Source organism: Nonomuraea sp. NPDC050478, from assembly GCF_044458265.1.
Taxonomy (GTDB): Bacteria; Actinomycetota; Actinomycetes; order Streptosporangiales; family Streptosporangiaceae; genus Nonomuraea; species Nonomuraea ferruginea.
Window position 1 is genome coordinate 1,160,576 of sequence record NZ_JBITHT010000003.1, and the last position, 25,603, is coordinate 1,186,178.

Consider the following 25,603-nt stretch of genomic DNA (forward strand, 5'->3'; position numbering starts at 1 on the left):
GGTCTCTCCTTTCCAGCGGTACGGACGAGCGGGCGGACGATCAGGCGGCGGCGCCCGCGCGGCGCTTGGTCCACACGTCGAAGGCGACGGCGGCCAGCAGCACGAGGCCCTTGACGAGCATGACCCGCTCACTCGGCGAGCCGATCAAGGACATGCCGTTGTTGATCACGGCCATGATGAGACCGCCGGTGATGGCCCCGACCACCTTGCCGACGCCGCCCTGGACGGCCGCGCCGCCGATGAAGGCCGCGGCGATCGCGTCGAGCTCGAACATGTTGCCCGCGGTGGGTCCCGCCTGGTTGAGCCGGCCGGCGAAGATGACGCCGGCGATGGCCGCCAGCACGCCCATGTTGACGAAGATCCAGAAGACGACCTTCTTGACCTTGACGCCGGACATGACCGCGGCCTGCAGGTTGCCGCCGATCGCGTAGATCTGCCGGCCGAACACGGTCTTGTTGGCCAGCAGCGAGTAGCCCAGCACCAGCACCGCGAGCAGCACCAGCACCCAGGGCAGGTTCTTGAACCGGGCGAGCTGCACGACCAGGAACAGGATGAGCGCGGCCCCCGCGGCCATCTTGACCACGAACACCGCGAACGGCTCCACGGCCTGCCCGTAACCCGCCCTGGCCGTCCGGGTGCGCCACTGCGAGACGACCATGCCCGCGATGGCGACCAGCGCGACCAGCAGGCTGAACAGGTCGGCGCCGCCCAGCGGGCCGAGCCCGACGTTGCCGAGATAGCCGCTGGTGAACCCGTTGGCCAGGGTGCGGACCTGGTCGGGGAACGGGCCGATGCCCTGGTTGCCGAGCACGGTCAGGGTGAGCGCGCGGAACAGCAGCATGCCCGCCAGCGTCACGATGAACGCCGGGATGCCGAAGTAGGCCACCCAGTAGCCCTGCCAGGCCCCGATGAGGGCGCCCGCCGCGATCGTGATCAGCAGGGCCAGCGGCCATGGCACGCCCATGTTGACCATGAGCACGGCCGAGATCGCGCCGGTGACCGCCACCACCGAGCCGACCGACAGGTCGATGTGCCCGGCGATGATGACCAGGATCATCCCGATGGCGAGGATCAGGATGTAGGAGTTCTGGACGATGATGTTCGAGATGTTCTGCGGCGTGAGGAGCGCGCCGTCGGTGAGGACCGAGAACAGCGCGACGATCAGCGCGAACGCGATGTAGATGCCGCTCGACCGCAGGTTGAGCGAGAGTCCGCCCAGAGAGACGCGGCCGGGCCGCTTCGGCTCTTCCGGTTCGCCGCCCGTGGCGCCGGCCGCCACGGCGGCGGGCGTGGTGCTGCTCATCTGGACCTACTCCTGTCCCGTGGTCGTTGCTTGGGTCATCAGTTGCATGAGGCGTTCCTGCGTGGCTTCCCCTCGCGGCAGCTCACCGGTGATGCGCCCCTCGGAGAGCGCGTAGACGCGGTCGCACAGGCCCAGCAGCTCCGGCAGCTCCGAGGAGATCACCAGCACCGCCTTGCCCTCGTCGGCCAGCCGGTTGATGATCGTGTAGATCTCGTACTTGGCGCCGACGTCGATGCCCCGGGTGGGCTCGTCGAGGATGAGCACGTCGGGCTCGGTGAGGATCCACTTGGAGAGCACGACCTTCTGCTGGTTGCCGCCGCTCAGCTTGCCGACGACGCTCGACACGCTGGGCGCCTTGATATTCATGCTCTTGTGGAAGCGCTCGGCGACCGCGTACTCCTCGTGCTCGTTCACCCAGCCGCGCCGGGACAGCCCGCTCAGGCCGGCGGCGGAGACGTTGCGCTTGATGTCCTCGATGAGGTTGAGCCCGTACCGCTTGCGGTCCTCGGTGGCGTAGGCCAGGCCGTGCCTGATCGCGTCCTGCACGGTGCGGATCTCGACCGGCCGGCCGTTCTTGAAGATCTTGCCGGAGATGTTGACCCCGTACGTGCGGCCGAAGACGCTCATCGCCAGCTCGGTGCGCCCGGCGCCCATGAGGCCGGCCAGTCCGACGATCTCCCCGCGGCGCAGCGTGAGCGAGGCGCCGTCGACGACCTTGCGGCCGGGCTGGCTGGGGCTGTGGACGGTCCAGTCCTCGATGCGCAGCGCCTCCTCGCCGATCTTCGGCTCGTGCGGGGGGAAGCGGTTGTCGAGGGCGCGGCCGACCATCCCGGAGATGATCCGGTCCTCGGTCACCTCGTCGGCGGCCATGTCGAGCGTCTCGATGGTGCGGCCGTCGCGGATGATCGTGACGGAGTCGGCGATCGCGGTGACCTCGTTCAGCTTGTGGGAGATGATCACGCAGGTGATGCCCTCGTCGCGCAGCCCGCGCAGCAGGTCGAGCAGGTGCGCGGAGTCGTCGTCGTTGAGCGCCGCGGTGGGCTCGTCGAGGATGAGCAGCTTCACCTCCTTCGACAGCGCCTTGGCGATCTCCACGAGCTGCTGCTTGCCGACGCCGATGTCGGAGACGACGGTGGTCGGGTTCTCCCGCAGGCCCACCCGCTTCATCAGCAGGCCGGCCTCGTAGTTGGTGCGGTTCCAGTCGATGACGCCGCGCTTGGCGCGCTCGTTGCCGAGGAAGACGTTCTCGGCGATCGACAGCTGCGGGCTGAGCGCCAGCTCCTGGTGGATGATGACGATGCCGGCGTGCTCGCTGTCGCGGATGCCGCCGAACGCGCACCGCTCCCCGTCGAAGTGGATGTCTCCCTCGTACGTGCCGTGCGGGTAGACGCCGGACAGCACCTTCATCAGCGTCGACTTGCCGGCGCCGTTCTCGCCGCAGATGGCGTGGATCTCGCCGCGCCGCACGGACAGGTTGACGTCCTGGAGCGCCTTGACGCCGGGAAACGTCTTGGTGATCCCGGTCATCCGCAGAATGTGATCGGTCATGGTCGAAGCCCCTCGGTCAGGGGCTCCGGGGGACGGGCCGTCCCCCGGAGCGCCGGCGCCTACTTGAGCTGGTCCTCGGTGTAGTAGTCGCCGCCGATGATGATCTCTTCGTAGTTGGTCTTGTCGACGATCACCGGCTCGAGCAGGTACGAGGGAACGACCTTGTTGCCGTTGTCGTAGTCCTTCTCGTTGTTCACCTCGGGCTTCTGGCCCTTGAGCACGGCGTCGGCCATCTTGACGGTGGTCTCGGCGAGCTTGCGGGTGTCCTTGAAGATCGTCGAGTACTGCTCGTCGGCGATGATCGACTTGACCGAGGCGAGCTCGGCGTCCTGGCCGGTCACGACCGGGTAGGGCTGGCCGCTGGTGCCGTAGCCGCTGCTCTTGAGCGCCGACAGGATGCCGATGGACAGGCCGTCGTACGGGGAGAGCACGCCGTCGACCTTGGTGTCGCCGGTGTAGGTCTTGGTGAGGATGTCCTCCATGCGCCGCTGCGCGGTGGCCGGGTCCCAGCGGAGGATCGCGGCGGTCTTGAAGTCGGTCTGGCCGCTCTTCACCACGAGAGTGCCGTCGTCGATCTTCGGCTGGAGGATCGACATGGCGCCGTTCCAGAAGAACGTGGCGTTGTTGTCGTCGGGCGAGCCGCCGAACAGCTCGACGTTGAACGGGCCCTTCTCGCCCTTGTCCACGCCGAGGCCCTGGAGCAGGGAGGTGGCCTGCTGGACGCCGACCTTGAAGTTGTCGAAGGTGGCGTAGTAGTCGACGTTCGGGCTGTTACGGATCAGCCGGTCGTAGGCGATGACCGGGATGCTGTTGTCCGCCGCCTGCTGGAGCTGGGAGGTGAGCGCCGTGCCGTCGATCGAGGCCACGATCAGGAGCTTGGCGCCCTTGGTGATCTGGTTCTCGATCTGGTTGGCCTGGGTGGGGATGTCGTTCTCGGCGTACTGCAGGTCGACCTGGTAGCCGAGCGCCTCAAGCTGCTTCTTGACGTTGTCGCCGTCGTGGATCCACCGCTCCGACGACTTGGTCGGCATGGTGACGCCGACCAGCGCGCCGGCGTTGCCGTCGGCCGCGCCGGAGGACGCCTCGGCGTCGACGGTCTTCTGGCTGGAGCCGCAGGCCGTCATGGTGGCGGCGAGCGCGATCGCGGTGACCACGCCTCCGATCCGTCCCAACCTCATCGTGTGTGTCTCCTCGCTTGAAAGATCACGGCAGCGCGAGTCGCCAAGGCTGCCCATGAACGAAACGGTTCACCACAAGGGGGGATGAACCAGAACAAAACTCGCATCCGTTGACCAGGATTGTTATCGCTAACAACCATGGTGTCAACATCTGAGCGTAACCTCCTGGTAACGTTCACATGCACGCTCCTCGCAGGTCAGGACCGTGTTCGGGCCGAGAACAACCGCTGCAGCAGGATGAAGGCGAACAGCAGCATGCCGATGACGATCTTGGTCCACCAGGAGCTCAGCGTGCCCTCGAAACTGAGGACGGTCTGGATGAGGCCGAGCACCAGCACACCCAGCACGGTGCCCAGCAGGAAGCCGGTTCCGCCCGTGAGCAGGGTGCCGCCGATGACCACCGCCGCGATCGCGTCCAGCTCCATGCCGACCGCGTGCAGCCCGTACCCGGAGAGCATGTAGAACGACAGCACCACGCCGCCGAGCGCCGAGCAGAAGCCGGAGATCGTGTAGACCGCCACCTTCGTGCGGCCCACGGGCAGGCCCATGAGCAGCGCCGACTGCTCGCTGCCGCCGGTGGCGTAGACCGCCCGGCCCAGCCGCGTGTAGTGCAGCACGTACGCGGCCACCAGCACCACCACCGCCGCGATGATCACACTCGGCGAGATCCACATGTCGGCGACCAGGTCGATCCTGGTCTGCGCGAACGCGGTGAACGTGGGGTCGGTGATCGGGATGGACTCGGTGCCGATCGTGTAGCACAGCCCCCTGGCCAGGAACATCCCGGCCAGCGTGACGATGAACGGCTGGATGTCGAAGGCGTGGATCAGGTAGCCCATCACCAGGCCCAGTGCCGAGCCGACGAGCAGCACCAGCGGCACCACCACGTACGGCGGCCAGCCCGGCCCGGTCATCAGGCTCGCCGCGATCATCGTCGACAGCGCCACCACCGAGCCCACCGACAGGTCGATGCCGCCGGTGAGGATCACGAACGTCATCCCGACCGCCACGATCAGCAGGAAGGCGTTGTCGATGAAGACGTTCAGCACGATCTGCCCGGTGGCGAACCCCTCGTAGCGGATGCCGCCCGCCACGAACATGGCGACGAACAGGCAGGCCGTCACCAGCACCGGCACGTACTTGGCGGGGATCGTCCTGCCCCCGCCGAGGCTGAGCGTCGTCATGTGCTCACCCGTACTTTCTCCTCGGTCACGGGGCGGGGTGGAGCGGCCCGGCCGCGCCGGTGGAACACCTTGTCGCGGAAGGCCTGCGACTGGATCAGGCAGACCGCGGTCACCACGAGCGCCTTGAACAGCAGCGTGGTCTCCGGCGGCACGCCGATGGAGTAGATCGTCGTGGTCAGCGTCTGGATGATCAGCGCGCCGATCACCGTGCCGCCGAGCGAGAACCGGCCGCCGGCCAGCGACGTGCCGCCGATCACCACGGCCAGGATGGCGTCCAGCTCGATCCACAGGCCGGCGTTGTTGCCGTCGGCGCTGGACACGTTCGAGCTGATCATGAGGCCGGCCACGCCAGCGCACAGGGCGGCGAACGCGTACACCATGACGATGATCCCGCGCGCCCGGATGCCGGCCAGCCGGCTCGCCTCCGCGTTGCCGCCGACCGACTCGATGAGCATGCCGAGGGCCAGCCGCCGGGTGAGGAACGCGGTGATCGCCAGCACGGCGATCACGATGAGGATGCCGAACGGCACCGTCAGCAGGTAGCCGCCGCCGATGAGCTTGAAGGCGGGGTCGTTGACGGTGATGATCTGCCCGTCGGTGATGAGCTGGGCCAGGCCGCGCCCGGCCACCATGAGGATCAGGGTGGCGATGATCGGCTGGATGCCGACCGCCGCGACCAGGAACCCGTTCCAGGCGCCGAGCAGCGTGCACAGGCCGAGCGCCAGCGCCACGGCCGCGAACAGGCCCTGGTCCTGGCTGATCTGCAGGCAGGCGAGCGCCCCCGAGATGGCCACGATCGAGCCGACCGACAGGTCGATGCCGCCGGTCGCGATGACCAGCGTCATGCCCAGCGACACCAGGATCAGCGGCGCGCCGAACCGCAGGATGTCGATGAGGCTCCCGTACAGGTGGCCCTCGCGGAGCTGGATGGAGAAGAAGCCCGGCGTGAAGATCAGGTTGACCAGTAACAGCGCGGCCAGGACCAGGATCGGCCAGAGCAGACGGCGCATCAGGTCCTGCCTCCGCTCGCGATGGTCTCCATGATCACGTCCTTGGTCAGCTCGTCGTCGTTGGGCAGCTCGGCGATCATCCGGCGGTCGCGCAGCACCGCGACCTTGTGGCTGAGCCTCAGCACCTCCTCCAGCTCGGCGGAGATGAACAGCACCGCCACGCCGCCACCGGACAGCTCGGCGACCAGCCGCTGGATCTCCGTCTTGGCGCCCACGTCGATGCCGCGGGTGGGCTCGTCGAGGATGAGCAGCCGCGGCTCAAGGATCAGCCAGCGGGCCAGCAGCACCTTCTGCTGGTTGCCGCCGCTGAGGTTGCGCACCGGGATCTCCGGGTTGGGCGGGCTGATCCGCAGCGCCTTGACGTACTTGTCCACCAGCTCGTCCTGCTGCTCGCGGGGCACCGGCCTGGTCCAGCCGCGGGTGGCCTGAAGGGCGAGGACGATGTTCTCGCGGACGGTGAGGTCCTCGATGAGGCCGTCGCGCTTGCGGTTCTCCGAGCAGAAGGCGATCTTGTGGCCCATCGCGGCCCTGGGCGTGCGCAGTGTGACCGGCTCGCCGCCGATCGAGAGCTGCCCGGCGGCGTGGTCGGCGCCGAACAGCAGCCGGGCCACCTCGGTGCGGCCGGAGCCGAGCAGCCCGGCGAGCCCGACCACCTGGCCCTCGTGGATGGTCAGCGTGAACGGCTCGATCGCGCCCGGCCGGCCCAGATCGCGGGCCTCGACCAGCGGCGTGGCGAAGCTCCTCGCCTCGCCGTGCAGCTTGTCGAGCGCCTCCAGCTCCTGGCCGATCATCTTGGCGACCAGCTCGACCTGGCTGAGCTCGCGGGTGAGGTACTCCCCCACCAGCCGCCCGTTGCGCAGGATCGTCATCCGGTCGGAGATCTCGTACACCTGGTCCAGGAAGTGCGTGACGAACAGGATGGCGATGCCCTCGTCCTTGAGCCTGCGCATCACCTGGAAGAGCTGGCCCACCTCGTCGGCGTCCAGGCTGGAGGTGGGCTCGTCCAGGATGAGCACGCGGGCCTCGACGTCGAGCGCGCGGGCGATGGCCACCATCTGCTGGATGGCCAGCGAGTACGACGACAGCGGCGCCGAGACGTCCAGGTCCAGGTCCATCCGCGCCAGCAACTCCCGGGCGCGGGCCCGCATCCGCTGCCAGTCGATGCGCCCGAAGCGGCGCGGCTCGCGGCCGATGAGGATGTTCTCGGCCACCGACAGGTTCGTGCAGAGGTTGACCTCCTGGTAGACGGTGCTGATCCCGGCCTGCCTGGCCTCCAGCGGGCTGCCGAAGGCGACGGGATTCCCGGCCAGCTCGACGGCGCCCTCGTCGGCGGTGTGCACGCCGGTCAGCACCTTGATCAGGGTGGACTTGCCCGCGCCGTTCTCGCCCATGAGCGCGTGCACCTCGCCGGGCAGCAGCCGCAGGTCCACGCGGTCGAGGGCGCGCACGCCCGGGAACTCTTTGCCGATCCCGCTCATCCGCAGGATCGGCGCGGGTGCGTCCATCCGGCGCCCCCTCCCTTCCCGACCGGGCCGGCCACGCGGCCGGCCCGGTCGTCAGCGATCAGTACTGCCGGCTGGGCAGGGCCTCCTTGGCCTGCTCCTGGGTGAAGGTGGTCTCCTCCGTCACCACGCGGGCGGGTACGCTCTCGCCGGCGACGACCTTCTTGGCCAGGTCCATCAGCTGCGGGCCGAGCAGCGGCGAGCACTCCACGATGTAGTTGATCTTCCCGTCGGCGAGCGCCTGCATCCCGTCCTTGACGGCGTCGACCGTGATGATCTTGATGTCCTTGCCGGGCACCTTGCCCGCGCCCTCGATCGCCTCGATCGCACCCAGGCCCATGTCGTCATTGTGCGCGTAGAGCACGTCGATGTCCGGATGCGCCTTCAGGAAGGCCTCCATGACCTCCTTGCCCTTGGCCCTGGTGAAGTCGCCGGTCTGCGAAGCGATGATCTTGAACTTCGGGTCGGCGCCGATGACCTCGGCGAAGCCCGACTTGCGGTCGTTGGCCGGGGCCGAGCCGGTCGTGCCCTGCAGCTCGACGATGTTGACGGTGTCGGAGGCGTCCTTGTACTCCTCCACCAGCCACTGGCCGGCCTTCTTGCCCTCCTCGACGAAGTCGGAGCCGAGGAAGGTCTTGTACAGGGAGGTGTCCGCCGAGTCGACGGCCCGGTCGGTCAGGATGACCGGGATGTTGGCGCCCTGGGCCTCCTTGAGCACGGTGTCCCAGCCGGACTCGACGACCGGCGAGAAGGCGATGACGTCCACCTTCTGCTGGATGTAGGAGCGGATCGCCTTGATCTGGTTCTCCTGCTTCTGCTGGGCGTCGGAGAACTTGAGCGTGATGCCGGCTTCCTTGGCCGAGTCCTGGACGGACTTGGTGTTCGCGGTCCGCCAGCCGCTCTCCGCGCCGACCTGGGAGAAGCCCATGACGATCGCGTCGCCGCCGCCTCCTCCCGCTTCGGAGCCGCCGCCGCTTTCGGAGCCGCATCCCGCCAGGGTCGCCGCGGCGAGCCCGGCGACGACCAGCATCGAGATCCTCTTCAACACGTGGGGGGTGTCCTTTCTGAGTTGTGAGCGCTAACACCTGGGGCGTGCGAGCGCCGTCCTGCAAGTGGCCGGGCTCAGCGCCCGGCCGTGCTGACGCGGGGGACGAACATGGGTGGGACGACGAGCCGCCCGCTTGCCTGCGGCCCGCCGGCCTCGATCTGCCGCAGCAGCACCCCGATGCTGTGCCGCCCGACCGCGCCGAAATCCTGCCTGATGGTGGTGAGCGGGGGCGAGAAGAACGCCGACTCGGGGATGTCGTCGAAGCCGACGACGCTCACCTGGCCGGGCACTCTCACCCCCTTCTCCGTGAAGGCCCGCAGCACGCCCAGCGCCATCTGGTCGTTGGCCACGAAGACCGCCGTGACGCCGGCCATGCTGGCCAGGCTGCGCCCGGCCTCGTAGCCGGAGCGGGGGCTCCAGTCACCGGCCAGCGGCTCGGGCGCCTCCCGGCCGGCCCGTTCGAGCGCGGACCGCCAGCCGGCGACCCGTCCCTCGGCCTCCAGCCAGTCGCCCGGCCCGCGCACGTGCCAGACGGTCTCGTGGCCCAGGTCCAGCAGGTGCTGGGTGGCGAGCCTGCCGCCCTCGACCTGGTCCACGCAGACGACCGGCACCTCGCCGGCCTCGCCGCCCTCGACCGCGACCACCGGGATGTCGAGCGGCAGGTCGGCCAGCGCCTGGGCGGCCGACCGCTGCGGCGCGACCACCACGATGCCGTCGACGCCCTGGTCGGCCAGGTAGTCGAGGGCGTCGCGGACGCCGGTCTTGTCGATGGACTTGAGGCTGACGATGCTGATGAAGTAACCGGCCGCCCTGGCCGCCTGCTCGATGCCGTACACCGTGCTGGCCGGCCCGTAGAGCGTGGTGTCGAAGCTCACCACGCCCAGGGTCCTGGAGTGCTTGGTGACCAGCGCGCGGGCGACGAGGTTGCGGCGGTAGCCCAGCTTGTCGATCGCCTCCAGCACCCGGGTCCGGGTCTCGGTGCGCACGTTGGGATGGTCGTTGAGGACGCGCGAGACCGTCTGGTGGGAGACGCCGGCCTCCTTGGCCACGTCCGCCATCACCGGCGGGCGGCGTCCTCGGTCAACTCCCACGGCCGTGCTCCTTTCGGGCTTGGGACGACTGTGAACGTTAACAAGCCGGTCCGTCAAGGATCGTTTCGATTACGGTCGCGTTACGCGGCGGACTCTTGACGGGCCGCCGGACGCGCCCTTAACTAAGCGCTGTTGCTCATTGTTAACGCTAAACCTTGGTTGTTAGCGTTAACAAACCTCACCCCCCGAGGAGCTCCATGTGACCCGACTCGCCTTGGCCGTCATGCTCGTGGCGGGGCTGCTCACCGCGCCGGCGCACGCGCGGGCGGCGGAACCGGTCCCGGACGGCGCGGCCGTCGACCAGTTCGACGCCGGCGCGCTCGGCCCCGACTGGACCGTGCTTTCCCGCGACGACAGCCGGTGGTCGCTCACCGAGCAGCCCGGCTCGCTGCGCGTGCACGCCCTGCCCGGCGACACCTACCAGGGCACGAACACGGCCAGGAACCTCTTCCTCATGGACATCCCCGCCGGCGACTTCGAGGTGGTCACGAGCGTCCGCGCGCCGGTCGCGCTCGACTTCCAGAGCGCCGGCATCCTGGCCTGGCAGGACTGGGACAACTACGTGCGGACCGGGCTGGCCCACGTGGGCTCCGCCGGCGGGCAGGTGATCGAGACCGACACCGAGGTCGGCGCGGCCTTCACCGCGGCCTTCTCGGCCCGGCCCGGCTCCTCCGCCGAGATCGTCAAGCTGACCAGGACCGGCGCCGAGTTCGTCTCGTCCACCTGGGACGGCGCCACCTGGCAGGAGGCCTCACGGGTGACGGCGGACATCGACGTCAGGCAGGTCGGCCTGTTCGCGCTGGCCGCGCAGAACGGCACCTCGATGGCGGCCGACTTCGACTACTTCGCGGTCAAGGCGGCGCAGGGCCGGCCGGTGGCGCCCGAGGGCACGTTCACGCTCCGGCACGCGGGCGAGGACCCGTACCTGTCGGCCGACGCCTCCGGCGCCGTGCGGGCGACGGCGAAACCTCCGATGACCAGTCTCGCGCTGACGGCCGAGCCGGGCGGGCAGCTCAAGGACGCGGACACCGGGAAGTACCTGGAGGTCTTGGGCAGCCGGGTCCGCCTGGGCGCCACCGGATCGGCCTTCCAGCTCACCGACGCGGGCGGCGGCAAGGTCACGATCACCTCCGGCGACCGCCACCTCGCCGTCAGCGGAGGCAAACTCGTGGCCGCTCCCGGCGCGAACGGCCTCGCGCTCGGCCGAGGCGGCGGAGTGGCCGGTCCCAGCCCCGGCAAGTTCCGCGTCGAGGGCTACACCACCGGCGAGCTGACGGTCGACACCGGGGCAAAGGGCAAGAAGGTCGGCCGCGACCTGTACGGGGTCTTCTACGAGGACATCAACCACGCCGCCGACGGCGGGCTCTACGCCGAGCTGGTGCAGAACCGCTCGTTCGAGTTCGACCGGGTCGACGAGCCGAGCTACCACGGCCTGACCGCGTGGAGCGAGGTCGAGCGCGGCGGCACCGCCGCAGCGGCGGTCTCCGGCGAGCGGCCGCTCAACCCCGCCAACCGCAACTACCTGCGCCTGGAGGTGACCGGCGGCCCGGCCGGGGTGCTGAACGCGGGCTTCAACACCGGCCTGCCGCTGAAGCGGGGCGCGCGCTACGACCTGTCGTTCTGGGCCCGCCGCGACACCCCCGGCACGGTGACGGTGACCGTCGAGAGCGGTTCGGACGCGTACGGGAAGGCGGCCGTCAAGGTGCGGGCGGGCGGCTGGACCAAGTACGAGACCTCGTTCAGGGCGACCGGCACCACCGACGCCGGCCGGCTCGTGCTGCTGGCCCCGGAGGGCAGGACCGATCTCGACATGGTCTCGCTGTTCCCGCGTGAGACGTTCAAGAACCGGCCGAACGGCATGCGGGAGGACCTGGCCCGGCTGATCGCCGACCTGGAGCCGCGCTTCCTGCGCTTCCCGGGCGGCTGCGTGACCAATGTCGGCACGTACGACCCGTACAGCGAGAACCAGGACCGGCGGCGCATCTACCAGTGGAAGGAGACGATCGGCCCGGTCGAGGAGCGGCCGGCGAACTTCAACTTCTGGGGCTACAACCAGAGCTACGGGATCGGCTTCTACGAGTACTTCCAGTTCGCCGAGGACCTCGGGGCCGAGGCGCTGCCGGTGCTGTCGGTGGGCGTGAACGGCTGCGGCGAGAACCGGCCGCTGACCGACCCGGCCAAGCTGGACCGCTGGGTCCAGGACACGCTGGACCTGATCGAGTTCGCCAACGGGCCGGTCACCTCCCCCTGGGGGAAGAAGCGGGCCGAGCTGGGGCATCCCAAGCCGTTCGGGCTGGACTACATCGGGCTGGGCAACGAGGAGATCTATCCGGAGTTCTTCGACAACTACCCGAAGTTCGCGAACGCGATAAAGGCCAAATATCCGGATATTAAGATCATCAGTAACTCAGGGCAGACCTCGCAGGGCGCCTGGTTCGACCGGATGTGGCAGTTCGCCCGCGACCAGAAGGCCGACCTCGTCGACGAGCACTACTACAACAACCCCGACTGGTTCCTGACCAACAACCGGCGCTACGACTCCTACGACCGCGAGGGGCCGAAGGTGTTCGTCGGCGAGTACGCCTCGCGCGGCAACACGTTCTTCAACGCGCTGTCCGAGGCGTCCTACCTGACCGGCATCGAGCGCAACGCCGACGTGGTGGAGCTGGCAGCGTACGCGCCGCTGCTGGCCAACGTCGACTACGTGGACTGGACGCCGGACCTCATCTGGTTCGACAACGACGAGGCGTACGGGTCGCCCAGCTACCACGTGCAGAAGCTGTTCTCCACAACGTCGGCGACACCGTGCTGCCGAGCGCGTTCGAGGGTACGAACCGGCCCGTCGAGGACATCTCCGGCGCGGTCGGGCTGGGCTCCTGGAACACCTCAGTCCGGTACGACGACGTCAAGGTCACGGCGGCCGACGGGACCGTCCTGCTGGAGGACGACTTCGCCGCTGGCTCCGCCCGGTGGCGGCCCGGCGCCGGCACCTGGGCCGTCCAAGATGGGGCGTACGCGCAGACGGCGCTCGTGGAGGACGCCCGGTCCACCGCCGGGTCGGCGGACTGGTCGAACTACACGATGGAGCTGACCGCCCGCAAGATCGGCGGGGCGGAGGGCTTCCTGGTGATGTTCGGGGTCCGCGACAGCGGAAACTTCTACTGGTGGAACCTCGGCGGCTGGAACAACACCCAGTCGGCGGTGGAGAAGGCGGTTAACGGCGCCAAGGCGTCGATCGCGACCTCCGCCACCACGATCGAGACCGGGCGCGACTACCGGCTGAAGGTGGAGGTGTCCGGCCGGAAGATCACGCTCTGGCTGGACGGGCAGAAGGTGAACGAGTTCACCGACCACGCCGTAGTGGAGCCGCTCTACCAGGTGGTCTCGAAGGACGCGAAGTCGGGCGACCTGGTGATCAAGGCCGTCAACGCGCAGGACACCGCCGTGCGCGGCACGGTGGACCTGGGCCGGGCGCGCGTCGGGCGCACGGCCACGGTCACCTCGCTGACCGGCTCGCCCTCGGACGTCAACTCCATCGCCGACCCGGACCGGATCGCGCCGGTGGAGCAACGGGTGACGGGCTTCTCCCGCTCGTTCGCCTACGACTTCCCGGCCCACTCGGTCACCTTCATCAGGCTGGGCGGGGACCGGTGAACCGGGCGGCCCGGGCGGGGGCACACGCCCGGGCCGCCCTCTCACATCCGGGCGGTGGAATCCCTGATGACGAGCTTGCAGTCCATCTTGTGGACCCCCGGCGTCGCCTTGCCGCCGATCGCCGCGAACAGGTGCTGGGCCGCCGTGCGCCCCAGCCGCTCCAGGCTGGGGTCGACGGTCGTCAGCGGCGGCCGGGTCTCGGCGGCCAGCACCTCCCAGTTGTCGTAGCCGACCACCGCGAGGTCGTCGGGCACCCGCCGCCCCAGCTCGCGGGCCGCCTCCACGAACCCGGCCGCGATCTGGTCGCTGCCGCAGAAGACCGCGTCGATCTCGGGGCCCGCCGTCAGCAGCATCTCGGCGGCGTGCCGCCCCCACCGCTGCGACCACGTGCCCCACAGCGTCTCCCCGGCCTGCGCCACCCCGGCCTCGCCGAGCGCCGCGGCCAGCCCTTCGGCGCGGTCGCCCGCGGCCTTGTAGTCGACCGGCCCGGTGACGTGCGCGATCCGGCGCCGCCCGAGCGCGAGCAGGTGGCGCACCGCGAGCATCGCCCCGCCCACGTCGTCGGGCACGAACGAGACGTCCGACGGATCCTCCGACGGCCCGTACGCGTACACGACCGGCACCGGCAGGTCCTTGCTCACCGAGGGCCGCGGGTCGGTGCTCTCCCCCACCACGATCAGCCCGTCGACGCGCCGCGACAGCAGCGCCCGCAGGTGGTGCTGCTCCCTGATCGCGTCGCCGCGGGCGTCGCACAGCAGCACCGCCATCTCCCCCGCGCCGAACGCGTCCTCCGCGCCGAGCAGCACCGGGATGCTGAACCGGCCGGCGCTGTCGGAGGTGAGCAGCCCCACCGTGCGGGTCTGTCCGGACAACAGCCCGCGCGCGAGCGGGCTCGGCTGGAACGCCAGCTCCTCCGCGGCCGCCAGCACCCGCTGCCGGGTGGAGGCCCGCACGTCCTGCCGCCCGTTGAGCGCCTTGGACGCCGTGGCGACCGACACCCCCGCCAGCGAGGCCACGTCGTTGATGGTCGCCCGCCTAACCGCCATCTCTCGAAACCCTTTTCTCTCACCGATCAGCTAGATAAGACCCTAACACCGTTGACATGGCCTGAGGTTTCTTCTACGTTTCCGAAAACCTTTTAGTCCGCGGGGACCGAAGGAGTCACCATGAGACGACGGCTGGCCGGAATGGCCACCCTCGCGTTGTTAACGCTCACCGCCGCCTGTGGCGGGGGTGGAGGCGGAGGCGGACAGCAGCCCGCCGACGAGCCCGTGACGATCACCATGTGGACCAGAGCCGCCACCCAGGCGCAGAGCGAGCGGCTGGTCAAGGCGTACAACAGCAGCCACAAGAACCAGGTGAAGCTGACGGTCATCCCGACGGACAACTACCAGCCGCGCATCGCCGCCGCCGCGGGCGCCAAGCAACTGCCCGACGTGTTCGCCGCCGACGTCATCTTCGTGCCGAACTACACCTCGCAGGGCCTGTTCCTGGACATCACCGACCGGATCGCCGCACTGCCGTTCAAGGACGGCCTGGCCCCGTCCCACATGAAGCTCGGCACCCAGGACGGCCGCCAGTACACGCTGCCGCACACGCTCGACCTGTCGGTCTGGTTCTGGAACAAGGACCTGTACGAGAAGGCCGGGCTGGACCCCGAGCAGGGGCCGAAGACGCTCAAGGAGTTCGCCCAGCACGCCACCACCGTCCAGGAGAAGCTCGGCAAGGACGGCAAGGTGCACGGCACGTTCTTCGGCGGCAACTGCGGCGGCTGCTACGTGTTCACCTTCTGGCCCTCGGTCTGGGCGGCCGGCGCCCAGGTGATGAACGCGGAGGGCACCGAGTCGCTCAACGACCAGCCGGCGATGACCGACGTCTTCAGGATCTACCGGGAGCTGCACGAGAAGGGCGCCACCGGCCCCACCACCAAGGAGGAGCAGGGCCCGACCTGGACCGGCTTCTTCCCGAAGGGCGAGATCGGCGTCATGCCGATGCCCTCGACCACGCTCGGCATGATGCCGGCGGACATGAAGATCGGCGTCACCGCGATCGCCGGCCCCGACGGCGGCGAGTCCACCTTCGTCGGCGGCGACTCGATCGGCATCTCCTCCACCTCGCAGAACGCCGACGCCGCCTGGGAGTTCCTGTCCTGGACCGTCTCGGACGAGGCGCAGGTCGAGGTCATGGCCAAGAACAAGGACGTGGTCGCGCGTACCGACCTGGCCGACAACAAGTACTCGGCCGAGGACCCGCGCGTGGTGCTGATCAACTCGCTGGTCGGCAAGGGCGAGACGCCGTACGCGCTGCGTTTCGGGCAGACGTTCAACGACCCGCAGGGGCCGTGGCTGCGGCTGGCCCGCGAGGCGGTGTTCGGTGACGCCGCCAAGGCGGGCGAGCTGAACGCCGAGGTCACGAAGTCCCTGCAGCAATGACGTTGACCGTCCGCAGGCCCAGGGGACGGGCGGGGCACGGCGCGCCGCCCGTCTCATGGTGGCGCGGCCGCAAGGCCCAGGGCTGGCTGTACGCCATGCCCACCGCCGTCATCGTGGCCGTCCTGTTCATCGCGCCGCTGCTGCTGGTGCTGTGGATGTCGCTGAACCGCTGGCCCCTGCTGGGGCAGGCGACGTTCAACGCGCCGGACAACTACACGAAGATCGCCGACAACGCGCTCTTCGTGGACTCGGTCTTCTTCACGCTCAAGTACACCGTGATCATCACGGTGCTGCTGTCGGCGGTCGCGCTCGGCCTGGCGCTGCTCGTGCAGGAGAGCAGGCCGGGGGTCGGGTTCTTCCGCACCGCGTTCTTCCTGCCGGGCGCGGTCGGCTTCGCCGCCACCTCGCTGCTGTTCTACGGCATGCTGAACGCCGACTTCGGCCCGATCGACCCGATGCTGCGCGCGCTGGGCGTCACCGACGAGCCGGTCAAGTGGACCGGCACCCCGAACATGGCGCTGTTCTCCACGATCGCGCTGGTGCTGTGGCGCTTCGCCGGGTTCAACATGCTGATCCTGCTGACCGGCCTGCAGGCGATCCCGACCGAGGTGTACGAGGCGGCCAGGAGCGACGGCGCCAACCGGTGGCAGATCTTCACCCGCATCACGCTGCCGCTGCTGCGCCCGACGCTCGCGCTGATGCTGATCCTCAGCATCACCGGCTCCCTGCTCGCCTTCGACCAGTTCTTCATCTTCACCAACGGCGGCCCGGACAACAGCACCGTGTCGATGGTGATGGTGATCTACCGCGCCGCGTTCTTCCGCTTCGACCTCGGCGGCGCCGCGGCCATGTCGGTGGTGCTGCTGGTCGCGCTGGTCGGGCTGAACGTCCTGATGATGCGGAGGCTCAGATGAGGTACTACACGACCTTGTCGGCGCTGGCGGTGCTGTTCCTGTTCCCGCTGCTGTGGAGCGGCTACGCCTCGCTGGAGGAACCGTCCAACTACGTCGAGATGGCCGCCTACGGCGAGGGCGTCGGCACCTACGCCGCCAACAGCGTGCTCGTCGCCGTCATGACCGTCGGCGGCACGCTGGTCGTGTCGGCGCTGGGCGGCTACGCCTTCGCCCGCTTCGACTTCCCCGGCAAGAACCTGCTGTTCCTGGCCACGCTTGCCATCCTCATGGTGCCGTACGCGACGATCCTCATCCCGCTGTACGTGCTGCTCGGCTATCTCGGGCTGCAGAACTCGCTGGTCGGGCTCTCGCTGGTGTTCGTCATGTTCCAGCTCCCGTTCGCGCTGTTCATGATGCGCAACGCGTTCGAGGCGATCCCGCGCGAGCTGGAGGAGGCGGCGCTGGTGGACGGGTGCGGCACGTTCCTGGCGTTCACCAGGATCCTGCTGCACGCCGTGCGGCCGGCGCTGATCACCGTGGGCCTGTTCGCGTTCCTCGCCTCGTGGAACGACTTCTTCGCGCCGCTCATCCTGCTCAACGACGGCGCCTCGTTCACCCTGCCGGTGGCCGTGGTCAGCATGACCTCGCGCACCATGGGCGCGATCGACTACGGCATGCTCCAGGCCGGCGTCATGGTCATGGCCGTCCCCTGTCTCATCCTGTTCATCGTGCTGCAGCGCCACTACGTGCGCGGATTCATGTCAGGAGCTCTGCGTGGCTAACCCTGTCCTGCCCTCCTCGGGCGTGCTGTCTCCCCTCGGCCTCGACGCGGTACGGATCTCGCCCGGTTTCTGGGGCGACCGGGTGGCGCTCAACCGCGAGGTCACCATCGCGCACTGCAGGGAGTGGGAGGAACGCGAAGGCTGGATCGGCAACTTCCGCGGCGAAGGCCCGCGGCGGGGGCGGGAGTTCAGCGACTCGGAGATCTACAAGCTGCTGGAGGCCATGGCCTGGGCGGACCATCCGGACCTGCCCGAGCTGGCCGAGACCGTGGCCCGGGTCCAGGAAGGCGACGGCTACATCAACACCCGCTGGTCGGGCAGCCGCTACACCGATCTGGAGTGGGGCCACGAGCTCTACTGCTACGGCCACCTCATCCAGGCCGGCGTCGCCCGGCTGCGCATGCACGGCGAGGACCGGCTGACGCGGGTGGCGACGCGGGCCGCCGACCACGTCTGCCGCCGGTTCATGGAGGGCACGGAGACGTGCGGGCACCCCGTGATCGAGATGGCGCTCGTCGAGCTCTACCGGGTCACCGGGGTCGAACGCTACCTGGAGATGGCCCGGCGCTTCGTCGAGCGGCGCGGCCTGCCCGCGCTCGCCGACATCCCGTTCGGCCGCGGCTACTTCCAGGACGACGTGCCGGTCCGGCAGGCGCAGGTGTTCCGCGGGCACGTCGTGCGGGCGCTCTACCTGGCCTCGGGCGTGGTGGACGTGGCCGTCGAGACCGGCGACGAGGAGTTGCTGAAGGCCGTCGAGGCGCAGTGGGAGCGTACGGTCGCCCGCCGCACCCACCTGACCGGCGGCATGGGGTCGCGGCACCAGGACGAGTCGTTCGGCGAGGACTACGAGCTGCCGCCGGACCGGGCCTACAACGAGACCTGCGCGAGCATCGCCTCGATCATGCTGGCGCACCGGCTGCTGCTGGCCACCGGCGACGTCCGCTACGCCGACCTGACCGAGCGGACGCTGTACAACATGCTCGCCACCGGCGTCGCGCTGGACGGCCGGTCGTTCTTCTACGCCAACCCCCTGCAGGTGCGGGTGCCCGCGGTGCCGCACGACGGCGTCAACCACGCCGCCGAGGGCGGGCTGCGCTCTCCCTGGTTCGACGTGTCCTGCTGTCCCAACAACGTCGCCCGCACGCTGGCCTCGCTGCCCGCCTACCTGGCGACGTCCGGCGCGGACGGGGTGCGGATCCACCAGTACACGCCGGGCGAGATCAGCCACGGTGACCTGCGGCTGCGGGTGGAGACCGGCTATCCGTGGGACGGCACGGTGACCGTACGGGTGCTGGAGGGCGGGGCGGGCCGGATCTCGCTGCGCGTCCCGGCCTGGGCTTCCTCGGCGACGCTCGCGTACCAGGAGGCCGCCGCCTCCTCCCCGGACGCCCGGGAGACCCGTGCGGTCGCGCCCGGGTACGCGGACGTGGAGAGGGAGTGGCGGGCCGGTGACGCGCTCGTGCTGGAGCTGCCGATGGAACCCCGCTGGACCTACCCCGACCGGCGGATCGACGCCCTGCGCGGCTGCGTCACCGTCGAACGGGGGCCGCTGGTGTACTGCGCCGAGTCCGTCGGGGACGAGCCGCCGCTCGCCGAGGTGGCCGTCCGGCCGGGCGCCCCGCTGTCCGAGCACGCCCGCGGCGAGGTGGTCGAGCTGGAGACCGAGGCGGTGCTCGGCGCCTCCCCGGCGGGGCCGTGGCCGTACCGCGACCGCCCCCACGGATGGAACGGCGGCCCGGCGGCGGCGCTGCGGCTGATCCCGTACCACCGCTGGGGCAACCGCGGCCCGGCGACCATGCGCGTCTGGCTCCCGGTGGCCGACTGACGGGAACCCTCACCGGCGCCCCGGTCGTTCTTCCGATAGACGATCCGGAGCCGGAGGAGAGACATGGGCTGGCACTACCGTAAGTCGATCAAGGTGGGACCCTTCCGGGTGAACCTGTCGCGGCGCGGCGTCGGGCACAGCGTCGGCAACCGCCGCATCCGGGTGTCCACCTCGCCGGACGGCCGCCGTCACGTCACCCTCCGCCTGCCGGGCGGCTTCCGCCTCGGCAAGACGTTCGGCGGGCGCCGCCGCTACTGATCCCCGGGCGCCAGACCGGCCTGGCGGATGACGCGCTCCAGGTAGCGGCGGGTGTCGTCGTCGCGGGGGCCGACGAGCATGCGGTACATGGCCGCGCCCACCACCATGTCGACGGCCGCCTCCACGTCGGCGCCGGCGGCCAGCCGCCCGTCGCGCCGGGCGCGCTCCAGCGTCTCCAGGACGAGCCGCCGCCGCGGCTCGATGTAGGTCTCGCGGTACGTCTCCAGCAGCGAAGGATGCGTCACGCTCGACCCGATGAGCTGGGCCAGCACAGCGCGGAAGCGGGCGTCGCCGAACGTGGTCGCCCACGAGTCCATCAGCCGCCCGTCCTGCTCGGGGACGTCGGCGCCGGCCCAGATCTCCTCCTCGGGCGCGACCGTGCGGGCCCGTTCGATCGCCTGGACGAGCAGCTCCTCCTTGGACGACCAGCGCCGGTAGACGGTCACCTTGGCCACGCCGGCGCGCTTGGCGATCTGCTCGAAGTTCGCGCCCTCCAGGCCGCGCTCGGCGAACAGCTCCAGCGCCGCCTTCATGATCAGGTCGTCGGCCCCCGGATCGCGCGGCCTGCCGCGGGGACGCCCGCCGCCCGTCACCGGAACTCCACCCGCCCCACGCCCTCGCCCGGCGCGAAGGCCGGGGCCTGCCCAGGCCGCAGCCGCCAGTCAGGGGTGAGCACGCCGTCGAGGTGGTCGCGCAGCCGCCGGAACCCGTCCGCTTCCGGCAGCCCCTCGCGGAAGGCCGTGGCGACCGCCTCGGTTTGGTAGGCCGTGTTGTCGTGCGCGAACAGCGGCGCCATGGCGGGGTCGGCGGCCAGCGTGCGCCGCACCCGCTCGGCGGCCTCCAGCTGGTCGGCGGTGGCCTGCCCGCCGACCGTCATCTGCCGCACCTGGCCGACCGCCAGGTGCGGCAGCGTGTAGAGGGTGTCGCCCAGGAACAGCGCGGTGCCGCCGTCCATGCGCAGCGCCACGCACAGGTGGCCGGGCGAGTGGCCGGGCGTGGGCAGCAGGACGACGCTGCCGTCGCCGAAGTGGTCGTGGCTCTCGGGGAAGGCGTGGAAGGGCCCGGACCCGTACGCGGGGAACACCAGGGCGTCCCGGACCTCCTCGAACGTGTGCGCGTAGAGCGTGCCCTGCTCCCAGTCGCGCCGGTCCAGCACCACGCGGGCGTGCGCCAGGTGACGGAGACCGCCGGCGTGGTCCTCGTGCACGTGGGTGAGGAACACGGTGGTGACGTCCTTGAGGTCGTAGCCGAGGCGGGCCACCCGCACCCGCAGGTCCTGCTCGGGGGTCAGCTGGTATTCGTTCCGCTCGGTCAGCAGGCGCGAGGCGAGGTTGTGCCGATAGTACCCGTCATGATCGTGGGCCTGCGCCCCGTTGACGCCCGTGTCGACCAGCATCAGCCCGTGTCGCGGGTGATCGATCAGGTACGCGTGGACCGGCACCGTGATCTGCGCCTTGTCCACCAGCGTGCGGACGTAACCGGGAAGCCCCTCCCACCCGTCGAGCCCGCCGTAGAACTGGCCGTACGGCACGACCGTGTCGCCGACGTGCAGCGGGAACACCCGCACCCGGCCGTCGGCGACGGGCCGCCGCGCCCCGGGCGCGCGCAGCGCCGCCTGCGTCTCGCGCCGCCACCTGGCCTCGATCTCGCTCCGGTGGCGGGCGACCGGGCCGGTGGACAGCCCGGCCAGCGCGCCCAGCAGGATCCCGGCCCCGCCCGTCAGCAGGGCGCGCCTCGACGGCCCCGCCCCGCCGCGCCCGCGCCGGACCGCGCCCGCGAGCGCCGCCATCAGGCACGCCACGGCCACGGCTCCGAGCAGCACCGGCGCGTCGGTGACGTAGAACACGACCGCGAAGTACAGGGCCAGCGTGCCCAGCCCGGCCGGGACGCCGAGGAACAGCAACGCCCGCCGCCGCCCGAGCCGCCCCGGCCACAGCACGCCGCCGAGGAACGCGACGAGCACGGCCCCGTACGTGACGAGCGCGACCGGCGGCACGTCCTTCAGCCGCAGGATGACCAGCCACACGGCGGCCATCAGCAGCCCGAGCACCGCGAGCGCGATCTTGCCCAGCGTCTTCATCGAAACCCTCCAATATGTATACGCAAACGACTGCGTTTACATATTAGGCCTTTCACGGCCCGGCGCGTACGATCAGGAGATGTTCTTCGAGCCGCCACCGGCGCGGGAGGAGCTGACAAGCCCGCCGCGCCCGGCACTCCCCGCCTGGTCCGCGCCGCCCGGGACGGAGCTGGGCGCCGCGACGACGGCCGACCGGGTGCTCGCCCGCGGCCCGAACGTCGCCGTCGCGCTCTCGACGATCCGCGCGTTCTCCACCGGCTGCCTGCTGAACGTCGAGGTGGTGCTGCGGCAGGGCGACCTCTCCCCCGAGGTCTTCTGGGACCTCCAGATGTCCCTCTACCCCTTCGCCCGCATCAGGTCGTCGGGCGACCGGCTGCCCGACCGGCTGCTGCGGTTCGGCGTCCGCTACCCCGGCGGCGCCAAGGCCACCACCATCGAGGCGAACGGGCACATCCTGCCCGGACAGGGCCCGCCCGCCGGCCCCCTGCTCTCCTGGCTCCCCGTCGGCGGCGCCATGCGCGGCGGGCATGACCTCGCCGGCAACTCCATGGCCCTGTGGCTGTGGCCGCTGCCCCCGGCCGAGCCCTTCGAGTTCGCCGTCGAATGGCCGCTCGGCGGCATCGGCCTGACCTTCACCGAACTCGACGGCGCCACCGTCGTCTCCGCCGCCCGGCGCTCCGCCCCTTACTGGCCGTGACGCGTGCCCGACAGTCCGCCGCGGGCGGGTACGGCCTCATGGCCGGAGCCCTGACCGGGCCACGGATCGCGGCGCCTATCCAGCGCGCAACCGGCACGGCCCGCGCCGGCGGTCACTTCACGCCGTCGACGAAAGGCTTGGCCACCTCCATCACGGCCTGGCGCGCGGCGGCCGGGTCGAAGACCGGCTCCTGGTAGCCCGGGGCCTCGACGACGCCCCCGCCGGTCGTCGTACCCCTGAAGGTGAACTCGATCGTCTTCTCGCCGGACAGCACCTTGACCAGGATCTCCCGCGTGGGCTTGCGGTCCGGCTCCTTCGGCCTGGTGGTGGCCGACTCCACGGCGAACGCCTTCTCGCCGAGGCCGGAGATCGCCTCGCGGGCCTCGAAGGTCGTGTGGGTCACCTCGTTGCCGATGCCGCCCTGGGCTCGGTAGCGGTCGTACTTCTTGGCGTCGCGGTCGAACTGGAAGGCCGATCCGGTGTCGCCGCCGCCCCAGTCGACCACGCGGGCGGTCAGCTCGCCGCCACGGGCGGTGAACTCCTGACCCGGCTCGTGCTTGACCTGCTCGCGGATGTCCCAGGTGCAGGCCGTCTGCTTGATCCTGCCGTCGTTGGTGCCGACGGACGGTCCTGAGACCTCGGGGAAGAACGCCGACTCGACGTTCTTGACCGTGAGGATCCCGCACGGCCCGTCGATCCTCACCTTGCCGGCGTCCTTGGCCATCTCGGCGGTGACGTGCTCGGCGACCTTGTTCGCCGCGGCCCGCACCTCGTCGCCCGTGGGGTACTTGGCGCCGCTCCTGTTGCTGCCGCCGTACTCGACCTTGATCAGCCAGGGACCCTGCCGGATGTGGACGGCGGCCTTGAGCCCGCTGTGGCCGATCGAACTCTGGCTGTACGACTCGTCGCCGTACTGCAACTGCGTGAGCTCGCCGAACGCGGAGCCGGACGTCCTGCCGTCGACCCGCTTGCCGTCCCGGACGTTGACCCGCCGCTCGTGCGCCTTCTTGTCGTCGGCGAACCGGCGCTTGGCCCGCTCGACGGCGTTCTCACGCTCGCCGCTCCGGGCTTCCACCGAGATGCTCAGGCTGCGGTGGCCGAGGACGCCGCCGCCGACGTCCATCTTGTTGTCGCTCCACGAGCAGGCCGCCCGCTTCTCGCTCTCGGTGGCCGCCCCGGTGGACGCGTCCTTCCCGCCGTACCTGCCGTCGGTGACCAGGCTCTTGCGGAAGGCGTCCGGCACGGCTGCGCAGAGCTGATCGCCGGTGATCGCCCGCAGCTTCACCGGCGCGACCGACGGCGTCGGCTTGCGCTTCAGGGTCGGGAGGCGGTCCTCGCGCTCGAAGGCGCCGGGTGGCCGTCCGCCGTCGTCTGGACGGAGGAGCAGCCAGCCGCCGACCACCGCGCCGATCAGCATGATCACAGCCAGCCCGGCGAGTACGGCGATCAGCGGGCCCTTCCCGCCCCCTCTGGGCGGCGGAGGCCGCCACCCCCCACCGGCCCCGCCCGGCCCGGCCGGTCCCCCGTGCCATCCCCCCGGCCCGGCGTGCCGTCCCCCCGGCGCGCCGCCCGGTCCTCCCGGCCCGGCGTGCCGTCCCCCGGGGCCGCCGCCCGGTCCCCCTGCTCCGGCCGGCGGGAAACCGCCGGGGTGTCCGTGAGGCCCACCGGGCATACCCTGCGCACCGGGGCCCTGTCCGTAGGAGGGCGGGTATGGGGTGGACATCGGGACCTCTCGCGAATCGTTCAGCGGCTGAGCGGTTCGGGCGGTCTCTCGGCCGGCGGGCACGCTCCGCCGTCAACCCCCGCACCGCAGCAGAGCCTACGGACTGCGCGAATGCCGGCGTGTCAGGTGAACACCCGACAAAAGGTGATCGGGGTCAGCGTCCGTCGCGCATGCCGAACAGGAAACGGGTGACCCGGGTGCGCCGTACCAGGAGGTCGTAGGCGGCGACCGTGAGGACCAGGGACGCGGCCACGATCAGCGGATACTTGACGGCGATCGGCGCGTCCAGCCTGACCACCCCGTACGCGACCGCGACCACGATGGGCTGGTGCAGCACGTACAGAGGAAGCACGCCCGCCGCCAGATAGGCGTAGACGCGGCGGCGGGCCCCGCCCCGCGGGCGCGTGGCGGCGGGCCGGGCGGCGGCGCGGCGGTCGAGCAGGCCGAGGATGCCGACCAGCAGGCACCAGCCCGCCGCGCCGTACATGGCACGCGCGACGGCGGCCATGGGGGTCAGGTCGGTGAAGGGGTCGCCGCCGGCGAGCAGGAACATGGGCAGGCCGACCACGGGCAGCGCCAGGCCGACGGCGGCGGCCAGCGGCGCGTCGCGGCGGATCGCGGCGCGGAAGCGGTCGTCGGCCGCGAGCACGAAGCCGTAGCAGAAGAACAGCAGGTACGCCCAGCGGCTCCACCCGGCGTACTCCTGCTCCAGCCCGGCCAGCGCGCTGAGCAGCGACACCGGCACCGCCGCCGCCAGCAGCGCGCCGCGACGCCCGGCGGCGACGGCGGCGAGCCGGTCGCCGATCGCGCGGGCCCGGCCGGCGGGGAACCAGCGCGCCACGGCCGCGAGCATGAGGGCGAACACCAGCAGCAGCAGCATGAACCACAGGTGCCCGGTCTCGAAGTGCTCGCCCTGCAGCACGAAGGGGAACTCGGCCAGGTCGAACCGGGCCTCGAAGAAGCGCGGCAGGAAGGCCAGGTAGGACTCGTGGTAGCCGGGATCGGCGCGCAGCCGCAGCCACTGCGGCACCGGCACGATCGTGAGCGTGCCGAAGACCAGCGGCACGCCCAGCCGCAGCAGCCGCTCGGCGGTGAAGCCCGCCGGACCGCGGCGGCGCAGCGAGTGCCAGGCGCCGAAGCCCGCGATGAGGAAGAGGATCGGCATCGCCCACACCACGCCGAGGGCGGAGACGACGATGGACGCCCCGGTGGTCTCGGCGTTGCGTACGTAGAAGTCGTCGGAGGCGTCGAAGACCAGCGCCGCGTGGAAGAACACCAGCCCGACGACCACCAGCACCCGGATCGAGTCGAGCTCGCTCCGGCGCGCGGGGGATGCGGGGGGCACGGGGGGCACGGGGGGCACGGGGGGCACAGTCTCCCCGTCGGCGGGTGAGG

At 70.5% G+C, this 25,603-nt stretch carries 21 protein-coding genes; 8 read left to right on the top strand and 13 right to left on the bottom strand.

The features are described from left to right. Positions 1-40: 40 nt before the first annotated feature. From mmsB to ACIBF7_RS19645, 8 genes are all read right to left on the bottom strand, one after another. A complete protein-coding gene (mmsB, locus tag ACIBF7_RS19610; protein WP_222708857.1) occupies positions 41-1,303 on the bottom strand; it encodes a multiple monosaccharide ABC transporter permease in 1,263 nt (420 codons plus the stop codon). A gap of 6 nt (positions 1,304-1,309) precedes the next feature. Beyond that, complete coding sequence (gene mmsA / locus ACIBF7_RS19615; RefSeq protein ID WP_271277122.1) at positions 1,310-2,851, bottom strand: multiple monosaccharide ABC transporter ATP-binding protein; 1,542 nt, start codon at positions 2,849-2,851, stop codon at positions 1,310-1,312. A gap of 59 nt (positions 2,852-2,910) precedes the next feature. Next, positions 2,911-4,029: a multiple monosaccharide ABC transporter substrate-binding protein gene (chvE, locus tag ACIBF7_RS19620; RefSeq protein WP_271277123.1), complete on the bottom strand. Its 1,119-nt coding sequence runs from the start codon at positions 4,027-4,029 to the stop codon at positions 2,911-2,913. A 197-nt stretch (positions 4,030-4,226) separates the two neighbouring features. After that, on the bottom strand, positions 4,227-5,213 hold the full coding sequence (gene yjfF / locus ACIBF7_RS19625; RefSeq protein ID WP_148030074.1) for a galactofuranose ABC transporter, permease protein YjfF: 987 nt from the start codon (positions 5,211-5,213) through the stop codon (positions 4,227-4,229). Next, the gene (locus ACIBF7_RS19630) at positions 5,210-6,223 is read right to left on the bottom strand and encodes an ABC transporter permease (RefSeq protein ID WP_148030073.1); all 1,014 of its coding nucleotides are present in this window, start codon (positions 6,221-6,223) and stop codon (positions 5,210-5,212) included. The genes yjfF and ACIBF7_RS19630 overlap by 4 nt, the downstream gene beginning before the upstream one ends. Continuing rightward, a complete protein-coding gene (locus ACIBF7_RS19635) occupies positions 6,223-7,728 on the bottom strand; it encodes a sugar ABC transporter ATP-binding protein (RefSeq protein ID WP_271277124.1) in 1,506 nt (501 codons plus the stop codon). The genes ACIBF7_RS19630 and ACIBF7_RS19635 overlap by 1 nt, the downstream gene beginning before the upstream one ends. 58 nt (positions 7,729-7,786) lie before the next feature. Continuing rightward, positions 7,787-8,773: an ABC transporter substrate-binding protein gene (locus tag ACIBF7_RS19640; protein ID WP_271277125.1), complete on the bottom strand. Its 987-nt coding sequence runs from the start codon at positions 8,771-8,773 to the stop codon at positions 7,787-7,789. A 74-nt stretch (positions 8,774-8,847) separates the two neighbouring features. Next, a complete protein-coding gene (locus tag ACIBF7_RS19645) occupies positions 8,848-9,831 on the bottom strand; it encodes a LacI family DNA-binding transcriptional regulator (protein ID WP_148034373.1) in 984 nt (327 codons plus the stop codon). A 232-nt stretch (positions 9,832-10,063) separates the two neighbouring features. On the opposite strand from ACIBF7_RS19645, the gene ACIBF7_RS19650 reads away from it, so the two are divergent. Together ACIBF7_RS19650 and ACIBF7_RS19655 are read left to right on the top strand one after the other, a co-directional pair. Then, complete coding sequence (locus ACIBF7_RS19650; RefSeq protein WP_397197749.1) at positions 10,064-12,955, top strand: alpha-L-arabinofuranosidase C-terminal domain-containing protein; 2,892 nt, start codon at positions 10,064-10,066, stop codon at positions 12,953-12,955. After that, entirely contained in the window at positions 12,895-13,518 is a 624-nt protein-coding gene (locus ACIBF7_RS19655) for an alpha-L-arabinofuranosidase C-terminal domain-containing protein (protein WP_397197750.1), read from the top strand. Before ACIBF7_RS19650 ends, ACIBF7_RS19655 begins: the two co-directional genes overlap by 61 nt. Positions 13,519-13,559: 41 nt before the next feature. Here the strand turns inward: ACIBF7_RS19655 and ACIBF7_RS19660 are convergent, their stop codons facing one another. Continuing rightward, positions 13,560-14,564 (bottom strand): LacI family DNA-binding transcriptional regulator, encoded by a 1,005-nt coding sequence (locus ACIBF7_RS19660; protein ID WP_148030069.1) that lies wholly within the window; start codon positions 14,562-14,564, stop codon positions 13,560-13,562. 120 nt (positions 14,565-14,684) lie between these two features. Between ACIBF7_RS19660 and ACIBF7_RS19665 the strand changes: the two genes are divergently transcribed. The 5 genes from ACIBF7_RS19665 (at position 14,685) to ACIBF7_RS19685 (ending at position 19,708) form a co-directional block, all read left to right on the top strand. Beyond that, positions 14,685-15,950 carry an ABC transporter substrate-binding protein gene (locus ACIBF7_RS19665; protein ID WP_397197751.1) on the top strand — a complete coding sequence of 422 codons (1,266 nt, stop codon included), beginning with the start codon at positions 14,685-14,687 and terminating at the stop codon, positions 15,948-15,950. After that, positions 15,947-16,864: a carbohydrate ABC transporter permease gene (locus ACIBF7_RS19670; RefSeq protein ID WP_148030067.1), complete on the top strand. Its 918-nt coding sequence runs from the start codon at positions 15,947-15,949 to the stop codon at positions 16,862-16,864. The genes ACIBF7_RS19665 and ACIBF7_RS19670 overlap by 4 nt, the downstream gene beginning before the upstream one ends. After that, positions 16,861-17,625, top strand: a complete 765-nt coding sequence (locus ACIBF7_RS19675) for a carbohydrate ABC transporter permease (RefSeq protein ID WP_148030066.1) — start codon at positions 16,861-16,863, stop codon at positions 17,623-17,625. The genes ACIBF7_RS19670 and ACIBF7_RS19675 overlap by 4 nt, the downstream gene beginning before the upstream one ends. Continuing rightward, positions 17,618-19,450 (top strand): glycoside hydrolase family 127 protein, encoded by a 1,833-nt coding sequence (locus tag ACIBF7_RS19680; RefSeq protein ID WP_397197752.1) that lies wholly within the window; start codon positions 17,618-17,620, stop codon positions 19,448-19,450. The genes ACIBF7_RS19675 and ACIBF7_RS19680 overlap by 8 nt, the downstream gene beginning before the upstream one ends. Positions 19,451-19,513: 63 nt before the next feature. After that, positions 19,514-19,708, top strand: a complete 195-nt coding sequence (locus ACIBF7_RS19685; RefSeq protein ID WP_148030064.1) for a DUF4236 domain-containing protein — start codon at positions 19,514-19,516, stop codon at positions 19,706-19,708. Here the strand turns inward: ACIBF7_RS19685 and ACIBF7_RS19690 are convergent. Together ACIBF7_RS19690 and ACIBF7_RS19695 are read right to left on the bottom strand one after the other, a co-directional pair. Continuing rightward, the gene (locus tag ACIBF7_RS19690; protein WP_261808377.1) at positions 19,702-20,301 is read right to left on the bottom strand and encodes a TetR/AcrR family transcriptional regulator; all 600 of its coding nucleotides are present in this window, start codon (positions 20,299-20,301) and stop codon (positions 19,702-19,704) included. The two genes, ACIBF7_RS19685 and ACIBF7_RS19690, sit on opposite strands and share 7 nt — an antisense overlap. Next, the gene (locus ACIBF7_RS19695) at positions 20,298-21,788 is read right to left on the bottom strand and encodes an MBL fold metallo-hydrolase (protein ID WP_397197753.1); all 1,491 of its coding nucleotides are present in this window, start codon (positions 21,786-21,788) and stop codon (positions 20,298-20,300) included. The genes ACIBF7_RS19690 and ACIBF7_RS19695 overlap by 4 nt, the downstream gene beginning before the upstream one ends. 79 nt (positions 21,789-21,867) lie before the next feature. Between ACIBF7_RS19695 and ACIBF7_RS19700 the strand changes: the two genes are divergently transcribed. Then, positions 21,868-22,485 (top strand): hypothetical protein, encoded by a 618-nt coding sequence (locus tag ACIBF7_RS19700; RefSeq protein WP_397197754.1) that lies wholly within the window; start codon positions 21,868-21,870, stop codon positions 22,483-22,485. Positions 22,486-22,597: 112 nt separating this feature from the next. Here ACIBF7_RS19700 and ACIBF7_RS19705 read toward each other — a convergent pair whose 3' ends face one another. Both ACIBF7_RS19705 and ACIBF7_RS19710 read right to left on the bottom strand, forming a co-directional pair. Then, positions 22,598-23,902 carry a hypothetical protein gene (locus ACIBF7_RS19705; RefSeq protein ID WP_397197755.1) on the bottom strand — a complete coding sequence of 435 codons (1,305 nt, stop codon included), beginning with the start codon at positions 23,900-23,902 and terminating at the stop codon, positions 22,598-22,600. Between the two features lie 460 nt (positions 23,903-24,362). Further along, complete coding sequence (locus tag ACIBF7_RS19710) at positions 24,363-25,553, bottom strand: acyltransferase family protein (RefSeq protein WP_397197756.1); 1,191 nt, start codon at positions 25,551-25,553, stop codon at positions 24,363-24,365. Positions 25,554-25,603 lie beyond the last annotated feature (50 nt).

Bases quoted from the DNA above. Each gene is read 5' to 3' on its own strand.
- mmsB (WP_222708857.1), bottom strand. From the start codon at position 1,303: ATGAGCAGCACCACGCCCGCCGCCGTGGCGGCCGGCGCCACGGGCGGC.
- mmsA (WP_271277122.1), bottom strand. From the start codon at position 2,851: ATGACCGATCACATTCTGCGGATGACCGGGATCACCAAGACGTTTCCC.
- chvE (WP_271277123.1), bottom strand. From the start codon at position 4,029: ATGAGGTTGGGACGGATCGGAGGCGTGGTCACCGCGATCGCGCTCGCC.
- yjfF (WP_148030074.1), bottom strand. From the start codon at position 5,213: ATGACGACGCTCAGCCTCGGCGGGGGCAGGACGATCCCCGCCAAGTAC.
- ACIBF7_RS19630 (WP_148030073.1), bottom strand. From the start codon at position 6,223: ATGCGCCGTCTGCTCTGGCCGATCCTGGTCCTGGCCGCGCTGTTACTG.
- ACIBF7_RS19635 (WP_271277124.1), bottom strand. From the start codon at position 7,728: ATGGACGCACCCGCGCCGATCCTGCGGATGAGCGGGATCGGCAAAGAG.
- ACIBF7_RS19645 (WP_148034373.1), bottom strand. From the start codon at position 9,831: ATGGCGGACGTGGCCAAGGAGGCCGGCGTCTCCCACCAGACGGTCTCG.
- ACIBF7_RS19660 (WP_148030069.1), bottom strand. From the start codon at position 14,564: ATGGCGGTTAGGCGGGCGACCATCAACGACGTGGCCTCGCTGGCGGGG.
- ACIBF7_RS19665 (WP_397197751.1), top strand. From the start codon at position 14,685: ATGAGACGACGGCTGGCCGGAATGGCCACCCTCGCGTTGTTAACGCTC.
- ACIBF7_RS19670 (WP_148030067.1), top strand. From the start codon at position 15,947: ATGACGTTGACCGTCCGCAGGCCCAGGGGACGGGCGGGGCACGGCGCG.
- ACIBF7_RS19675 (WP_148030066.1), top strand. From the start codon at position 16,861: ATGAGGTACTACACGACCTTGTCGGCGCTGGCGGTGCTGTTCCTGTTC.
- ACIBF7_RS19685 (WP_148030064.1), top strand. From the start codon at position 19,514: ATGGGCTGGCACTACCGTAAGTCGATCAAGGTGGGACCCTTCCGGGTG.
- ACIBF7_RS19695 (WP_397197753.1), bottom strand. From the start codon at position 21,788: ATGAAGACGCTGGGCAAGATCGCGCTCGCGGTGCTCGGGCTGCTGATG.
- ACIBF7_RS19700 (WP_397197754.1), top strand. From the start codon at position 21,868: ATGTTCTTCGAGCCGCCACCGGCGCGGGAGGAGCTGACAAGCCCGCCG.
- ACIBF7_RS19705 (WP_397197755.1), bottom strand. From the start codon at position 23,902: ATGCTGATCGGCGCGGTGGTCGGCGGCTGGCTGCTCCTCCGTCCAGAC.